The following is a 14,769-nucleotide window of genomic DNA, read 5'->3' on the forward strand; positions in this document are numbered from 1 at the left end:
CCGTGCCAGACTGCGCGGGTGGCTGGCGGGATGCACGGGGGCAGGTCGCGGCCGTCGCTCGGCGAGCGCGCCGCCGACTCCGGCGTCGGGCCGCCCCCCGCACCGGATCCGCCGCGCCCCCCTCCGCGCACGGCCGCCGCGGGCCGCCACTGCTGGGTGCACGCCCCGCCGGGCGGGGACGGCACCGTCCCCGGACTGCTGGTGGAGTGGCGCCAGCACTCCGGCGGCTGGCAGGGCCGGGTGGCCTACGCCGTCCCCGGCCCGCACGGCGCGGTCCTCGTCGAGGCCTGGTTCCCGGCGGGGTCCCTCGAACAGCGCTGAGGTGTTTCCCCGACCGCCCGTCGGCTATGGCCTCCCGTCGACACCGATCGACGACGACGCAGCGGAGGTACCGCGATGACCACCCCACCCGACCGCCCGACCCTCGACGACGTCATGGACACCGAGGAGGCGGCGCCGCGCGACCGTCAGGCGCACGGCAAGGCCGACCCGCGACCCAACGACGAGGCGCTGCAGCACCGCACCGAGCAGGAGCGGCAGGCCGTCGGCTCCGACGACGCCGACCCGGCCGGCGCGGAGTCCCACGCCGCCACCGACTGAGCACCGCACCGCTGACGGCGGGCGCCGGGGACCTCCCCGGCACCCGCCGTCAGCCGCGTCCGAGGCTGGCGCTGCGGCCGAGCAGCAGGGCCAGGACCAGCGCGCCGCCGATGCCGGTGCCCGCCACCGCCACCGCGCCCGGCCACCCGGCGGCCGCCCAGGCCCGCCCGGCCAGCGTGCCGCCCACCGAGGACCCGACGTAGTACCAGAACGAGTACAGCGAGGCGGCCTGCCCGACCGGCCGCTCCCCCAGCGCGGCGCGCGCGGCGACCCAGCCGCTGGCCACACCGTGCGCGGCGAAGAACCCCACGGTCAGCACCGCGAGGCCCGCGACGAAGAGCGCGAGCGGCGCGGCCAGCGTCAGGGCCAGGCCGGCCGCGGTGAGCACCAGTCCCACGGGGACGACCACCCGCCGTCCGGCCCGCTCGGCGAGGTCCCCGGCCACCGGTGAGGCCACCGACCCGAGCAGGTAGGTCAGGAAGACCAGCCCGGCCAGCGTGGGCGACAGGCCGTAGGGCTCGGCCTCCAGCCGGAAGGTGCCCGCGTTGTAGACCGCGACGAAGCCGCCCATGAGCAGCGCCGCCAGCGCGTAGAGCCCGAGCAGCACCGGGTCGCCGAGGCCGCGGGCGAGCTGCCGCAGCACCGGGGTCTGCCGCGGCACCGGCACGAAGCGGCGCGACGCCGGCAGGAGCACCCACACCGCCACCGTGCAGGCGACCGCCAGCCCGGCGATCCCGCCCAGGGCGGCCCGCCAGCCGCCGAGGTCGGCCAGGGCGCCGGCGACCACGCGGCCGCTGAGCCCGCCGATCGCCGTCCCGCCGACGAACAGCCCGATCGCCCGCGAGCTCACCGACGCGTCGAGCTCCTCCCGCAGGTAGGCCACGCCGACGGCGGGCAGCCCGGCCAGCGCGAACCCCTGCAGGCCGCGCAGTGCGAGGAGCACCTCCCACGCCGGTGCCGCCGCCGTGAGCACCGCCAGGCCGCTCGAGCCGGCCAGCGCGGCCCGCAGCACGGACGTGCGGCCGATCCGGTCCGACAGCGGGCCGAGCACCAGCAGCCCGAGGGCCAGCCCGGCCGTCGCCACCGAGACCGACAGCGTCGCGGCCGCCGGGGAGACGGCGAAGGCGCGGGTCAGCTCGGGCAGGAGCGCCTGGGGCGCGTAGAGGATGGCGAACACCGCGAGGCCGGCGAGGAACACCGCCCACGACGCGCGGCGCAGCGCCGGGTCCCCCGCCCGGTGGCCGCGGGGCAGCGGCCCCTCCCCGGGGTCGGACAGGGCCGGCACGCGCCCATCGTGCCGGGCTGCTGGGATGGACCCGTGGCCCGCCTCCAGCCCGCCGACGTCGCCTGCTGGGTCGTCAAGACCGCGCGGCCGCCCGAGGTCGTCGTCCCCGGGTGGCGGGCCGGGCAGGCCGCGACGTTCTCCCGGTGCCTGCGCCGCTCCTACCGGCTGGGGCTCATGAGCCCCGGCGCGCCGTGCCTGCTGTGGCTCAGCGGCGCCGATCGGCCCGGTGTGCACGCCGTCGGGGAACTCGCCGGGGAGGTCGGCGAGGACGCCGGCGGCCCGGTCGTCCCCGTCCGGCTGACGCTGCTCGCCGCGCCCGTGCCGCGCAGCGAGCTGCTGGCCGACCCGGTCGCCCGCCACGCCGAGGTGCTGCGGATGCCGGCCGGCAGCAACCCCTCCTACCTCACCCCCGCCCAGTACGCCGCCGTCCTCGGCTCCCTCGCCTGAGCGGCTGGGACCATGGGCGGTGTGCCGAGCAAGCGGATCCCCTGGGGCGCGGTCGCCTGGCTGCTGACCCTGCAGTTCTTCGTCGTCGAGACCGTCGCCCAGCTGCGGTCGGTCCTGCCGTACTCGCGGTCGGCCGACGTCATCAGCGCGCTCGGCGACGCCGTCCAGCCGGCCTCCTCGCTGATGAACGCGTCCTTCGTGGTGCAGGCCGGCCTGATCGGCGCGGGGGCGGTGGCGCTGCTGCCGGTCCTGCGCGGGCGCGCGGCGCGGCCCGCGGTGGCGCTGCTCGGCGTCGCCGCGCTCGGGGTGCTGCTGGTCGGCGTCTTCCCGCGGCTGACCTCGCCGGCCCTGCACACCGCCGGCGCCGTCCTCTACCTGGTCGGCAGCGGGCTCGGGGTGATGGCGCTGGCCTACGCCGTGCGGCCCTGGTCGGAGGCGCTGGGCACGACGCTGGCGGTGATGGGCCTGTTCGCCACCGCGATGACGGTCTTCTACGGCGCCGGGGTGGTGGGCTTCTTCGGCGAGGGCGGCACCGAGCGCGCGGCGGCCTACGTGCTGCCGATCGCGCTGGCGCTGACCGGCCCGTCGCTGTGGTGGCTCAGCCGCACCCGGCCCGAGCCGGACGCCGACCGCCCGAGCCGGCGCCGGCTGAAGGTCCAGGAGCGCGAGCGGGAACGGCTCGAGCGGGCCCGCCGCGCCGCCGAGCGGGACGACGCGCTGGAGGCCGCCGCCCGCCGCGCGGCCCAGTCCCCGGGGACCGCAGCCGGCCACGACGGCGTGCACGACGGCGTGCACGACGACCTGCACCACGACGACCTGCACCACGACGACCTGCACCACGACGACCTGCACCACGACGACCTGCACGACGACGACCTGGACCCCGACGACCCCTGGGCCGGGCCGCGCCGCCGCCGCGAGCGCTGAACCGGTCGCGGCCGTTCCCGGTCACGCCCACCATGGGGACGTGGCCGCCGAGGAGGCCGCGCCCACGAAGCAGGAGATCCCCGTCGACGAGTGCCACCGGCTGCTGGCCGGCCAGGAGATCGGCCGGCTCGCGGTCAACGCCGAGCACCACCGCTGGTCTTCCCCGTGAACTACGCGATGGACAGGACGACGGTGGTCATCCGCACCGCTCCCCGCACCAAGCTGACCGCCGCCGACCACGCCGACGTCACCTTCGAGGTGGACGAGATCGACCGGCGCACCCGCAGCGGGTGGAGCGTGCTGGTGCGCGCCGTCGCCGAGGAGGTCGGGCCCGAGCACCGGGCCGACATCGTCGCGCGGACCGAGGCCACCGGGGTGACGCCCTGGGCGCCCGGCGAGCACGGGCGGTGGCTGCGACTCATCCCGACGTCGGTCACCGGCCGGCGGATCGTGCCGGGCGAGCTGCCGCCGGCCGTGGACCCCCGCGCCTACCTCCGAGCGGCTGCGACGGGTGCGGGCCGGTCCGGGCTCCGCCGCCGCGACACCGCCACCCCCGCCAGGCAGACCACCCCGCCCGCCACGGCCAGCGCCGGCGGCACCTCGTCGAGCAGCAGCCACGACAGCAGGACCACCAGCGGCGGCACCAGGTAGGTGGTGACGCCGAGCCGGCCGGCCGCGGTGCGCGCCAGCGCGTAGGCCCAGGTGCTGAACGCCAGCGCCGTCGGCACGACGCCGAGGTAGACCATCCCGAGCACCGACGACGCGGGCGCCGCGGCCAGGTCCGACGCGAGCGCCCCCGCCCACGGCAGGCAGCACACCGTGCCGATCGCGCAGGCGGTCGCGGTCACCTGCAGCGGCGGCAGCCGGCGCAGGACCGGCTTCTGCGCCACCACCCCGACGGCATAGGTCACCGCCGCGACGAGACACAGCAGCACGCCGACCAGGTCGCCGCCGCTCCCCCGCCCGGCCAGCCCGATGAGCAGCACCCCCGCGAAGGCGACGGCGAGGCCGGCCACCAGCCAGCGCGGGAAGCCCTCCCGCAGCCACACCCCGGCCAGGACGGCGATGAGGATCGGGCCGATGTTCACCAGCATCGCCGTCGTCCCGGCGTCGAGGCGCCGCTCGGCGGCGTTGAGCGCCACGTTGTAGACGGCGAACCAGCCGATCCCGCAGACCGCCAGCAGGCCCCACTCCCCGCGGGTCGGGGCCACCCAGCCGCGGCCCAGCGACAGCACCGCGAGCACCGCCGTCCCGACCAGCAGCCGGCCGAGCGCCAGCGCGCCGGGCGAGAGGTCGGCGCCGACCGCCCGGATGGCGATGAAGGCCGAGGCCCAGGCGAGGACGGTGACGACGACGGCGGCGAGGACCGGCGGGGACATCGGGCGGGCGGGCACGGACCGGACCCTAGGTCGCCCCCGGGGCGCGACACCGGCGCTTTCCGGACCTGGCGCTCACGCTGCGGAGAACGGCAGGCGCGCTGCGGTCAGTGCCGGACGCCGAGGTGCTCGGCATAGGTGCGCCGGCCGCGGGCGGCCCGCGGGCCGGGCAGCACGCCGCCCTCGCGGAACGCCGCGGACAGCTTGCCCGGCAGCGGGGTGGCCACCACGCGCGTGTTCGGCTCGCGGGCCGCTGCCCAGGCGCGGGCGATGTCCGCCGCGGCGAGGTCCTCGGGCCCGCCGAACTCGACGACGTCGGAGGCGGCCGGCCACGCGGCGACCTCGGTGAGGAACCCCGCCGCCTCCGCGACGTCCACCGGTGCGGCGCTCCAGCCCATCGGCACGATCAGCACCGGCCCGCGGCGGGCGGTCGCCATCATCCCGTCGATGAAGTGGTGGAACTGGGTGACCCGCACCAGGCTCACCGGCAGCCCGGAGGCCAGCAGCACCTGCTCGGCGGCGTACTTGGCCCGGTAGTAGTTCCAGGGCACCCGGTCGACGCCGACGATCGAGACGTAGACCAGGTGCTGCAGCCGGTCGCGGTCCAGCGCCTGCACCAGCCGCCGGGTGCCGGCGACGTCGACCTCCCACGGGTTCCCGCGCGGGTCGCTGGCCGCGTGCACGACCACCTCGGCGCCACGGACCGCCGCCGCCAGGTCGCGGCCGGTGGCCAGGTCGGCGCGCACGCCGCCCGGCCCCGCCCCCCGCCGCGACATCTGCCGCACCTGGTGCCCGGCCGCCTGCAGCGACGGGACCAGGACCCGGCCGAGCGGACTGCTGCCCCCGGTGACCACGACGTCCATGGGTGCAGTCTGGCCGGACCGGTCCTTCCCGATCCACCGGCGTGCCGCGCCGTCGGTATCTCATCTGCGAGATACCGTCCTCTCTCGTGACGGCGACCGACCTCCCGGCCGAGACCACCTCCCTCCCCACGACCAGCGCCACCCAACGCATCGGTCTGCTCGTCCGCGACGCCCGGCGGCACCGCGGGCTCACGCAGCAGCAGCTCGCCGAACGGCTCGGCACCAGCCAGAGCGCGATCGCCCGCATCGAGCAGGGCGGGCAGAACCTCACCCTCGAGCTGCTCGGGCGGCTGTCCGAGGCGCTGGAGAGCGAGCTGATCAGCGTCGGCCCGGCCGGCCCCACCCACCTGCGGGTCACCGGCGGCACGCCGCTGCGCGGCAGCGTGACGGTGAAGTCGTCGAAGAACGCCGCCGTCGCCCTGCTGTGCGCCTCGCTGCTCAACCGCGGCCGGACGACGCTGCGCAACGTGGCCCGCATCATCGAGGTGGACCGGATCCTCGACGTGCTGCGCTCGATCGGCGTCTCGGCCACCTGGGACGCCGCCGGCCGCGACCTGACCCTGCAGGTCCCTGACGAGCTCGACCTGGCCGGGATCGACGCCGACGCCGCCCGCCGGACCCGCAGCATCATCATGTTCCTCGGCCCGCTGCTGCACCGGACCCGCTCGTTCCGGCTGCCCTACGCCGGCGGCTGCGACCTCGGCACCCGCACGGTGGAGCCGCACATGATCGCGCTGCGCCCGTTCGGCCTGGACATCGAGGCGCACGCCGGCGAGTACCACGCCACGGTCGACCCCCGGGCCGGCGAGCGGCGCACCATCGTGCTGACCGAGCGCGGCGACACCGTGACCGAGAACGCGCTGCTGGCCGCCGCCCGCGCCGAGGGCACCACGGTGATCCGCAACGCCAGCTCCAACTACATGGTCCAGGACCTGTGCCTGTACCTGCAGCTGCTCGGGGTCGGCGTCGAGGGCCTCGGGACGACGACGCTCACCGTGACCGGCCGCGCGGTGCTCGACGCCGACGTCGACTACACGATCAGCGAGGACCCGGTCGAGGCGATGAGCCTGCTGACCGCGGGCATCGTCACCGACTCCGAGCTGACCGTGTGCCGTGCGCCGGTGGAGTTCCTGGAGATCGAGCTGGCGGTGCTGGCCGAGATGGGGCTGCGCTACGAGCTCTCACCGGAGTACCTCGCCGACAACGGCCACACCCGGCTGGCCGACGTCACCATCTCCCCGTCGCAGCTCAAGGCCCCGATCGACAAGATCCACCCGATGCCGTTCCCGGGGCTCAACATCGACAACCTGCCGTTCTTCGCGGTCATCGCCGCGTCGGCCACCGGCTCGACGCTCATCCACGACTGGGTCTACGACAACCGCGCGATCCACCTGTCGGACCTGACCCGCCTGGGCGCCGACGTCCGGCTCATGGACCCGCACCGGGTGCTCGTCACCGGCCCGACGCGCTGGCGCAGCGCCGAGGTGGTCTGCCCGCCGGCGCTGCGCCCGGCCGTCTGCATCCTGCTGGCGATGCTCGCCTCGCGCGGCACGTCGGTGCTGCGCAACGTCGACATCATCGCCCGCGGCTACGAGCACCTCTACGAGCGCCTGGTCGAGATGGGGGCGTCCATCGAGGTCTTCTCCGACTGAAGCTCAGCGCTCCTGGGCGGTGGGGCGGACCAGCACCTCGTTGACGGCGACGTGCGCGGGTTGGCTGACGACGTAGAGGACCGCCCGGGCGACGTCGTCGGCCTGCAGCGGCGTCATCTCGGTGTACATCCGCTGGGAGGCGGCCTTCGCGTCGGGCTGGGTGATGTGGTCGGTGAGCTCGGTGGCCACCGCGCCCGGCTCGACCAGCGAGATCCGCACGCCCGCGGTCGTCACCTCCTGGCGCAGCGACTCGCTGAAGGCGTTCACCGCCCACTTGCTCGCGTTGTAGACGCCGGCGCCCTTGCGCGCGGTGCGTCCCGCGACGCTGGAGATGTTGACGACGTCGCCCGAGCCCTGCTCGACCATGCCGTCGATCGCGGCGTGGGTCATGTACATCAGGCCCAGCACGTTGGTCGACACCATCCGGCGCCAGTCCTCGACGTCGGCGCCGACGATCGTGCCGAGCAGCATCACCCCGGCGTTGTTGACCAGGACGTCGAGGCCGCCGAGCCCGGCGCGCGTGCGGGCGACGGCGTCGCGGCAGGACGCCTCGTCGGTCACGTCCAGGTCGAGGGTCAGCACGCGGGCACCCTCGCCGCCCAGCTTCTCCGCCAGCGCGGACAGCCGGTCGGCGCGCCGGGCGCCGATCGCGACGGCGGCCCCGGCCTGCGCGAGCGCGACGGCGGTGGCCTCGCCGATCCCCGACGACGCCCCGGTGACCAGGGCGACCTTCCCGGACAGTGGTCGGCCGGCGTCGGTCATGCGGTCCTCCTCCCGGGCCGCCCGGTGCGGCACCCCGGACAGCCTGCGCCCGCCCGCGGGATCCGGCAGCGCGGGCCTGCGGTCGGCCCGTGCGGGACCTGACCACACTGCCGACCGCGCACCTGCACGTGCACCTGGAGAGCACCGTGCGCCCGGCCACGCTGGCCGACCTCGCGCGCGCCTCGGTGGACGCCTCGTTCGCGCCACCGGCGACCCGCCGCGCGCTGCACGCGGGCATCGGCGCCTGGCTGGCGGTCAGTCGGGCGGCAGGCTGACGCCGAAGCCGCGGACGGCCAGCCGCAGCAGTACCGGCCCGCCACGCTGCAGGTCGGCCACCCGCGCGGCGGCCGCCGCCTCGAGCTGCGCCGTCCGGCGGGCGAGCTCCTCCGGCCCGCGCAGCCGGGCCACGTGCAGGACCGTCGTGTTGGCCCACACCCGGCGCCGCGACTCGCGCAGCAGCACGCGGGTCGCCGTCCGGTTGAGTCCTCCCGTGAGCCGGTCCAGCGGCGTGCGCGGGCTCCCGGCCGCCTGCAGCTCCCGGTCCTCGGCGGGCACACGCGCGGCGAGCACCTCGTCGATCGCCTCGTGGTCGCGGCGGCGGGAGTCCAGCAGCGGCGGGTCGGCGAAGTCGGCCGGGCCGATCACCCGCACCAGCGACTGCGGCAGGTCGTAGTTGATGTGCGCGTTCATGCCGAGCAGCACGTGCGCCTCCGGCCGGGCGGCCGGGTCGGTGCGGAAGGCGGCGCGCCACGGCGCCGGCGGGGTGGCCGGGTCGCGGCGGTGCGCGTCGAGGGCGTCGAGGTAGAGGCCGGCGAAGTCGACGTCCCACCTGGTCACCCAGTCCGGGTCCTCGAACCGGCCGGCGTCGATGGCGGCGTTCACGGCCCGGGTGGTGCGCAGGTAGGTGCCGAGGAAGTGGCGCGCCGGGTCGCCGGCGGCGGTCACGTCGTCGAGCAGCTCCTGCATGCGGGCGACGAGCTCGTCCACCGGTGCGGTCACGCCGCGATCGTCCCCGGCACACCCGCCGTCTGCAGCGGGATCACCGCCCGAGCAGTCCGGGCAGCCGGTCGAGCGCCGCCGTCAGCAGGTCGGGCAGGTCGCCTGCCCCGCCGGCCAGCCAGTCGGCCTGGGCCACCTCGAAGCAGGCGACGACGAGCTTGGCGAGCAGCAGCGCGTCCTGCTCCGGGACACCGCGCCCGGTGACCAGCCCGTCGGCGAGGGCCGCCTCCCAGCGGCGCAGCTTGGCCGCCGCCCGCGACTGCAGCGCGGGCACGCCCGACACCACGCGCTCGCGGGTCAGCAGCACGTCGCGCAGCGGGGCGACCTGCCCGGCGATGCTCACGGCGGCCGACCGCAGCGCCGCCCACGGCGGCAGGCCGGCCGGCGCCCCGGCCACCGCCGCCCTGGCCGAGGTGAGCAGGTCGTCCTCGAGGCCGAAGAGCAGGTCCTCCTTGTCGGCGAACAGCCGGAACAGCGTGCTGCGCGAGACGTCCGCGGCCGCGGCGACCTGCTCGGTGCTCGTGCCCGCGTACCCCTGCTCGGCGAACAGCGCGACGGCCCGTCGGGTCACCTCGGCGCGCAGCCGGCGGCGACGCCGCTGCGCGGCGGTCTCCTCCACCCGTCCTCCTGTTGACACGGCGTCCGCTTCTGACACAGAGTCCCACATCGGGACGACGTCCCGGGAGAGCCCCGCGAGGACGCAGGAGACGCGATGGACGGCAGGCGCACGGCACTGGTCACCGGGGCGACGTCGGGACTCGGGCGGGGCGCCGCCGGGCTGCTCGCGGCCACTGGCGAGTGGCGGGTGCTGCTGGGCGCCCGTGACCCCGGCCGGGGGGCGCAGGTGGCCGCCGAGCTCGGGCCGGCCGCCGACGTCGTGGAGGTGGACCTGGCCTCCCTGGACGCCGTCCGGTCCGCCGCCGCCCGCGTCGCCGCCGACGTCGCCACCCGGGGCCGCCTGGACGCGCTGGTGCTCAACGCCGGCGTCCAGCTGCCCGTCGCCGACCGGGCGAGTGCCGACGGGTACGAGCTGACCTTCGCGGTCAACCACCTCGCGCACTTCCTGCTGACCGTCGAGCTCCTGCCGCACCTGGCCCCGGGCGCCCGCGTGGTCGTGGTCAGCAGCGGCACCCACTGGGGCACCTGGCGGAAGTCCGGCCCGTTCCCCGCGCCGCGCTGGGCCGACCCGCCCGAGTTGGCCCGCCCCCGCCGGGAGTCCGGGCAGCGCGTGTACGCCACCTCGAAGCTGGCCAACGTCCTCTTCGGCGCCGAGCTCGCCCGCCGGCACCCCGAGGTCGACGTCGCCGTCTTCGACCCCGGCCTGGTGCCCGGCACCGGGCTGCACCGGGGCTACCCCGCCCCGGCTCGGGCGGTCTACACCGGGCTGGCACCGCTGCTGGCCCGGCTGCCGTTCGCGTCGACGCCGGACCGGGCGGCGGCCGCGCTCGCCGCCGCCGTGACCGGACCGCCCGGCACCAGCGGGCGCTACCTCGAGCGCGGCGCCGAGGCGCCGTCGTCACCGGACAGCCGGGACCCCGCCCGCGCCCGCGAGCTGTGGAAGGCGAGCGAGGAGCTCACCCGGTTCTAGACCAGCGCGTCGTAGCCGTCGTCGGGCGGCAGCAGCCCCGAGTCGACCGGCGGGCGGTGCGGCTGGTCCAGCCCCCGCATGCGGGCCGCGTGCAGCGCCAGCAGCAGGTTCAGCCGCAACGTCGGATCGGTGGTGAAGGGCCCGAGGAGCCGCTCGAGCTTGCCGATGCGGTACCGCATCGTGTTGTAGTGGAAGTGCAGCCGGCGGGCGGACTCCGCGACGTTGAGGTTGGTCTCCAGCAGCACCCGCAGGGTCTCGCGCAGGTCGGCGGAGTCGGGGTCGGCGGCGTCGGCCAGCGTGCCGAGCACCTCGTCGACGTAGGAGCGCAGCTCCGTGCTGTCGGGGATGAGCGACAGCAGCCGGAACACCCCGAGCTGGTCGAAGTGGGTGACTGCGGCGGTCCCGTGGATCTCCTGGCCGACGCCGAGCGCCCGCTGCGCCTGCTGGTGTGCCTCCCCCAGCGCCGAGATCGACCCGGCAGGGCGGCCGATGCCGGTGCCGAGCACCCGGCCGACCCGGCGCACCCGCGCGTTGACCCGCGAGGTGACCGCGGTGACCAGCGAGGTGACCTCCTCCGGCGTCCGCCCGTCCAGCGGCAGCACGGTGACGATCTCGGTGGACAGCCCCGCGACGGCCGCGCCGCTCACCTCGGTCTCCAGGGCCGCGCGCCAGCCGTCGGCCAGCCGGTCGAGGACGTCGAGGGCGCGGGTCGGGTCGGCCTGCGGGTCGGCGGCGGTCTCGGTGGCGGTGACCAGGACGACGACGGGGCCGTCGAGCCGCCAGCCGAAGGAACGGGTCTGGGCCAGCGCCCGCTCGGTGTGCCGCAGCGAGCCCCCGACCAGCCGGCGCACGAGGTCGCCCTGGAAGCGCAGCTCGACGGAGTGCACCGCCTGCTGACGGATCACCGAGAGCGCCGAGACGACGGCGGCCCGCTCGAGGACACCACCGGCGCCGACCACCATCTGCCCGGCCCGGTGCACCGCGACCAGCCAGCCGTGCCGCTGCTCGCCGGCCATGATCGGCGCGACCGCGTACTCCCCCACCCCGCCGGGCAGCTCGTGGTGCCCCGGGACGAGCAGGATGCCGTCGGCCGGCGAGAGGTCGGCGTCGGCGAGGACGTCGGCCGGGGTGACGACGGTCTGGTCGGCGCGCACGCCGGAGAGCCGGTTCGACGGCGCCATCATCGCCAGCTCGTCCTCGGCCTCGGCGTCGAGCAGCCACAGCCAGTCGCTGATCTCGGCGACGTCGTCGCCGGGGCCGGCGCTGGTGATGATCTCGCGGTCGGAGCCGAGGCCGAGGACGGCGGCGCCCTCGAGGAAGGTGGCCAGCTGCTCGGTGACCTCGGCCAGGCCGCCACCGCTGAGCGCGACGTCGATGAACTGGTCGTGCATGCGGGCCGAGAGGGCGAGCGCGTCGCTCTGCTTGCGCACGACGGCCCCGAGGACCTCGGAGACCGCCTCGTCCATGCGGACGCCGGCCGGCAGCGCCACCACCGGGAAGGCGTGCCGCTCGGCCTCGGCCAGCAGCTCCGCGGGCACCGGCGGCGGGCCCTCGCTGCGGCGGAAGGCCAGCGCGGCGGTACCGACCTGCACCAGCTTCTCCACCAGCGCCCGGCACGCCGCGGGGTCGGCCGGGGGCAGGCGGGCCCCGAGGACGACGAGGACGTCGGGTCCCGCGGCGGCGAGGGGGGCCGACGGGTCGTCGACCACCATGTGCCGTACGGTGCGGTCCGCGCCCGCGCGGCCGGCGACCACCTCGGCCCCGGCCAGGCGGGACAGCCGCAGGGCCTCGTCCACGCGCAGGCCCACCCGGTCCCGCCACTCGGCGCGGTCGTCCCGGGGCGGCGCGGTCCGGGGAGGGACGTCCTGCCACCCCTGGGGCAGTGGGAGCGGTGCGGTCGGGTACGACCCCGAGGTCAACGATGCCTCACTGTGGGTCACGACACACCCTCCTCGTCGCCCAGCGTCTGTCTCGAGTTGCAGCAACATGGCAGGTGTGCCTGGACGGGCACCCCCATTCTTGGCCACATTCGCCATACGAGGACGTGCGACGCGCCGCCTAGCTTCGAGCCAGTCGGCCCGTCCGCTGGATGGTAGGCGCTCACCGAACCCGGTGCGCCGACCCCTCCAGGGGGCGGTACGGCTCGGCAGGAGCCGAGTGGAGGTCGCTCCCGCTGTCCGACGGGGAAGGGCTGCACAGATGCGCACCATCGACCACACGACCACCGGTCCCACGACCGCCGTCCCGGGACGGGCCGCCCGTGCCGGCGTCCCCACGATCCCCCTTCCCCGCGCCTCGGCGCAGGAGACGGTGCGGACCGCGTCGCCGGCGCGCACCGCGTCCGCCGTGCCGTCCTCGGCCAGCACCGGCATCGCCGACCTGCTGCGCGGTCCGGTGCGCCCGGCCCGGGTGCTCATGAGCGGCCCGGCCGCCGTGTACCTGCAGGTCTCCACCGAGCGCGGCAGCGACGTCGTCGGTGTGCTCACCAGCGACGCCGCCCGGCTGCCGCTGGGTTGCATCCTCTTCCGGCCGAGCAACGGCCGCCCCCTGGTCGCGCTGCCCAGCGGCGCGCCCGCGGAGGTGGGCGGCGGCCGGATCGTCGTCGGCGACCTGATCGTGCGGGCCGCGGCCTGGTGGGACCCGCAGCCGCGGCTGCCCAGCCCCCGCCCGGCGCTGCTGCCCGAGGGCGTGCGCCAGCTGCGCACCACCCTCTACGGCGAGGGCGTCCCGCACAGCGCGTTCACCCTCCCCGGCCTGCCGGCCGGCCCGGGTGGCCCGCTGGCCGCGCTCCGCGGCGCCGTCCGCCGGGCCGACCTCGACGCCGCGCTGCGCACCGCCGCCCGGCTGATCGGTCTCGGCCCCGGCCTCACCCCCGCCGGCGACGACGTCATGGCCGGCACGATGGCCGGGCTGGTGCTGCTGCGGCACCCGGCCGCCGAGCGGTTCGCCGCGGGCGTCTACTCGCTGGCCGCGGGGCGCACCACCGAGCTGTCCCGGGCACTGCTGCGGCACGCCGCGGCCGGCCGGGTGAGCGGCGAGTACGCCGCGGTGCTGCAGGGCCTCGTCGGTGAGCGGCCGCTCGGCCCGGCCATCGAGTGCCTGCTGGCCACCGGTTCGACCAGCGGCCGGGCCATGGCGCTGGGGCTGTGCACCGCGATCGACCTGGTGGACCGCACCACCCGGCGCTGACCGCACGAGGACACGCCGGCGGCCCCCTCCCCACCTGGGGAGGGGGCCGCTGCCGTGTGGTCGATGACTCCCCGCGCCGGCCGACGTCTCCCGGCAGGGCCACCAGGCCGGCGTGAGGACGCCCCCGTCGGGATGACCCGCTGCAGGGTCCCGCCGCGAGCCTACGAGTGGCGGGGCAGCGGGGTCCTCAATCAGATGCGGCAGGCGTGGATGCTCGTGACGAGGATCGCGCGGGCACCGAGCTCCCAGAGCTCGTCCATGACCCGGTTGGTGTCGCTCTGCCGGACCATCGCCCGCACCGCCGACCAGTTCTCCGTCTGGAGCGGGCTGACCGTGGGGCCCTCGAGCCCGGGCGTCAGCGCGGTGGCCTTCTCCAGCAACTCGTTGGGGCAGTCGTAGTCGAGCATCACGTACTGCCGGGCGACCAGCACCCCGCGCAGCCGCCGGCGCAGCTGGGCGACGGCGGGGATCTCCTCGGCGCCCGCCCGGCGGACCAGCACCGCCTCGCTGCTCAGCACCGGCTCGCCGATGATCCGCAGGCCCGCCGCGCGCAGCGTCGTCCCGGTCTCGACGACGTCGCAGACCGCGTCGGCCACCCCCAGCCGGCAGGCGGTCTCCACCGCGCCGTCGAGCTTGACGACCCCGGCCTTGATGCCCGACTCGTCGAGGAAGCGCTGCAGCAGCACCGGGTAGGCGGTGGCGATCCGCTTGCCGGCCAGCTGCTCGACGGAGTCGATGACGGACTCCACGGGGCTGGCGAAGCGGAACGAGGAGCGGCCGAAGCCCAGCGGCATGACCTCCACCGCCGAGTGGCCCTCGCCGTCGGCCGGCGCGGTCTCCAGCAGCATGTCCCGGCCGGTGATGCCGACGTCGAGCGTGCCGGCGGCCACGTACACGGCGATGTCACGCGGGCGCAGGTAGAAGAACTCGGTGTCGTTGTCGGGGTCGTAGACCGCGAGGTCCTTGGTGCTGCGCCGCTGGCGGTAGCCGCTCTCGTCGAGCATCTCGGCCGCGGGCTCGCTCAGGGCGCCCTTGTTGGGGACGGCGACGCGCAGCACGGGGGAACTCCTTCGGTGGGGTG

At 76.4% G+C, this 14,769-nt stretch carries 17 protein-coding genes and 1 pseudogene; 10 read left to right on the forward strand and 8 right to left on the reverse strand.

Going from position 1 to position 14,769, the window contains the following annotated elements:
• The first annotated feature begins 18 nt into the window (after positions 1-18).
• Together BM414_RS12720 and BM414_RS12725 are read left to right on the forward strand one after the other, a co-directional pair.
• Positions 19-321, forward strand: a complete 303-nt coding sequence (locus tag BM414_RS12720) for a hypothetical protein (protein ID WP_245784683.1) — start codon at positions 19-21, stop codon at positions 319-321.
• Between the two features lie 75 nt (positions 322-396).
• A complete protein-coding gene (locus tag BM414_RS12725) occupies positions 397-600 on the forward strand; it encodes a hypothetical protein (RefSeq protein WP_093579814.1) in 204 nt (67 codons plus the stop codon).
• A 49-nt stretch (positions 601-649) separates the two neighbouring features.
• Here the strand turns inward: BM414_RS12725 and BM414_RS12730 are convergent, their stop codons facing one another.
• Positions 650-1,885 (reverse strand): MFS transporter, encoded by a 1,236-nt coding sequence (locus BM414_RS12730; protein ID WP_245784684.1) that lies wholly within the window; start codon positions 1,883-1,885, stop codon positions 650-652.
• A gap of 33 nt (positions 1,886-1,918) precedes the next feature.
• Here BM414_RS12730 and BM414_RS12735 point away from each other — a divergent pair, with 33 nt between their 5' ends.
• The 4 genes and pseudogenes from BM414_RS12735 to BM414_RS31815 all read left to right on the forward strand — a co-directional run.
• Positions 1,919-2,332 (forward strand): hypothetical protein, encoded by a 414-nt coding sequence (locus tag BM414_RS12735; RefSeq protein ID WP_093579932.1) that lies wholly within the window; start codon positions 1,919-1,921, stop codon positions 2,330-2,332.
• Between the two features lie 12 nt (positions 2,333-2,344).
• Positions 2,345-3,259, forward strand: coding sequence for a DUF998 domain-containing protein (locus BM414_RS12740; protein WP_093579815.1), 915 nt, complete (start codon positions 2,345-2,347; stop codon positions 3,257-3,259).
• A 40-nt stretch (positions 3,260-3,299) separates the two neighbouring features.
• Entirely contained in the window at positions 3,300-3,428 is a 129-nt protein-coding gene (locus tag BM414_RS31370; RefSeq protein ID WP_281246726.1) for a hypothetical protein, read from the forward strand.
• Positions 3,429-3,436: 8 nt separating this feature from the next.
• A pseudogene (locus BM414_RS31815) lies at positions 3,437-3,646 on the forward strand (pyridoxamine 5'-phosphate oxidase family protein); the annotation flags it as partial.
• Between the two features lie 101 nt (positions 3,647-3,747).
• Here BM414_RS31815 and BM414_RS12750 read toward each other — a convergent pair.
• Together BM414_RS12750 and BM414_RS12755 are read right to left on the reverse strand one after the other, a co-directional pair.
• Positions 3,748-4,653, reverse strand: a complete 906-nt coding sequence (locus tag BM414_RS12750; protein ID WP_245784686.1) for a DMT family transporter — start codon at positions 4,651-4,653, stop codon at positions 3,748-3,750.
• An 89-nt stretch (positions 4,654-4,742) separates the two neighbouring features.
• Positions 4,743-5,498: an SDR family oxidoreductase gene (locus BM414_RS12755; protein ID WP_093579817.1), complete on the reverse strand. Its 756-nt coding sequence runs from the start codon at positions 5,496-5,498 to the stop codon at positions 4,743-4,745.
• 86 nt (positions 5,499-5,584) lie between these two features.
• On the opposite strand from BM414_RS12755, the gene BM414_RS12760 reads away from it, so the two are divergent.
• Complete coding sequence (locus BM414_RS12760; protein ID WP_093579818.1) at positions 5,585-7,150, forward strand: helix-turn-helix domain-containing protein; 1,566 nt, start codon at positions 5,585-5,587, stop codon at positions 7,148-7,150.
• Positions 7,151-7,153: 3 nt separating this feature from the next.
• Here BM414_RS12760 and BM414_RS12765 read toward each other — a convergent pair whose 3' ends face one another.
• Positions 7,154-7,912 (reverse strand): SDR family NAD(P)-dependent oxidoreductase, encoded by a 759-nt coding sequence (locus BM414_RS12765; RefSeq protein WP_093579819.1) that lies wholly within the window; start codon positions 7,910-7,912, stop codon positions 7,154-7,156.
• Positions 7,913-8,001: 89 nt separating this feature from the next.
• On the opposite strand from BM414_RS12765, the gene BM414_RS12770 reads away from it, so the two are divergent.
• The gene (locus BM414_RS12770) at positions 8,002-8,187 is read left to right on the forward strand and encodes a hypothetical protein (protein ID WP_093579820.1); all 186 of its coding nucleotides are present in this window, start codon (positions 8,002-8,004) and stop codon (positions 8,185-8,187) included.
• Here BM414_RS12770 and BM414_RS12775 read toward each other — a convergent pair.
• Together BM414_RS12775 and BM414_RS12780 are read right to left on the reverse strand one after the other, a co-directional pair.
• A complete protein-coding gene (locus BM414_RS12775; RefSeq protein WP_093579821.1) occupies positions 8,168-8,911 on the reverse strand; it encodes a DUF5995 family protein in 744 nt (247 codons plus the stop codon). The genes BM414_RS12770 and BM414_RS12775 overlap by 20 nt on opposite strands.
• A 40-nt stretch (positions 8,912-8,951) precedes the next feature.
• Positions 8,952-9,530, reverse strand: a complete 579-nt coding sequence (locus tag BM414_RS12780) for a TetR/AcrR family transcriptional regulator (RefSeq protein ID WP_175551575.1) — start codon at positions 9,528-9,530, stop codon at positions 8,952-8,954.
• Between the two features lie 93 nt (positions 9,531-9,623).
• Here BM414_RS12780 and BM414_RS12785 point away from each other — a divergent pair, with 93 nt between their 5' ends.
• Positions 9,624-10,499 (forward strand): SDR family NAD(P)-dependent oxidoreductase, encoded by an 876-nt coding sequence (locus BM414_RS12785; RefSeq protein WP_093579823.1) that lies wholly within the window; start codon positions 9,624-9,626, stop codon positions 10,497-10,499.
• On the opposite strand, the gene BM414_RS12790 is transcribed toward BM414_RS12785, so the two are convergent.
• Positions 10,496-12,295, reverse strand: a complete 1,800-nt coding sequence (locus BM414_RS12790; protein ID WP_245784687.1) for a PucR family transcriptional regulator — start codon at positions 12,293-12,295, stop codon at positions 10,496-10,498. The two genes, BM414_RS12785 and BM414_RS12790, sit on opposite strands and share 4 nt — an antisense overlap.
• Before the next feature lie 403 nt (positions 12,296-12,698).
• Here BM414_RS12790 and BM414_RS12795 point away from each other — a divergent pair, with 403 nt between their 5' ends.
• Positions 12,699-13,688 (forward strand): oxamate carbamoyltransferase subunit AllH family protein, encoded by a 990-nt coding sequence (locus BM414_RS12795; protein WP_093579825.1) that lies wholly within the window; start codon positions 12,699-12,701, stop codon positions 13,686-13,688.
• Positions 13,689-13,879: 191 nt separating this feature from the next.
• Here BM414_RS12795 and hisG read toward each other — a convergent pair whose 3' ends face one another.
• Positions 13,880-14,746 (reverse strand): ATP phosphoribosyltransferase, encoded by an 867-nt coding sequence (gene hisG / locus BM414_RS12800; RefSeq protein ID WP_093579826.1) that lies wholly within the window; start codon positions 14,744-14,746, stop codon positions 13,880-13,882.
• Between the last annotated feature and the right edge of the window lie 23 nt (positions 14,747-14,769).

It is taken from the genome of Geodermatophilus amargosae (genome assembly GCF_900116515.1).
GTDB classification, from domain to species: domain Bacteria; phylum Actinomycetota; class Actinomycetes; order Mycobacteriales; family Geodermatophilaceae; genus Geodermatophilus; species Geodermatophilus amargosae.

Bases quoted from the DNA above. Each gene is read 5' to 3' on its own strand.
- BM414_RS12725 (WP_093579814.1), top strand. From the start codon at position 397: ATGACCACCCCACCCGACCGCCCGACCCTCGACGACGTCATGGACACC.
- BM414_RS12740 (WP_093579815.1), top strand. From the start codon at position 2,345: ATGGGCGGTGTGCCGAGCAAGCGGATCCCCTGGGGCGCGGTCGCCTGG.
- BM414_RS12755 (WP_093579817.1), bottom strand. From the start codon at position 5,498: ATGGACGTCGTGGTCACCGGGGGCAGCAGTCCGCTCGGCCGGGTCCTG.
- BM414_RS12765 (WP_093579819.1), bottom strand. From the start codon at position 7,912: ATGACCGACGCCGGCCGACCACTGTCCGGGAAGGTCGCCCTGGTCACC.
- BM414_RS12785 (WP_093579823.1), top strand. From the start codon at position 9,624: ATGGACGGCAGGCGCACGGCACTGGTCACCGGGGCGACGTCGGGACTC.
- BM414_RS12795 (WP_093579825.1), top strand. From the start codon at position 12,699: ATGCGCACCATCGACCACACGACCACCGGTCCCACGACCGCCGTCCCG.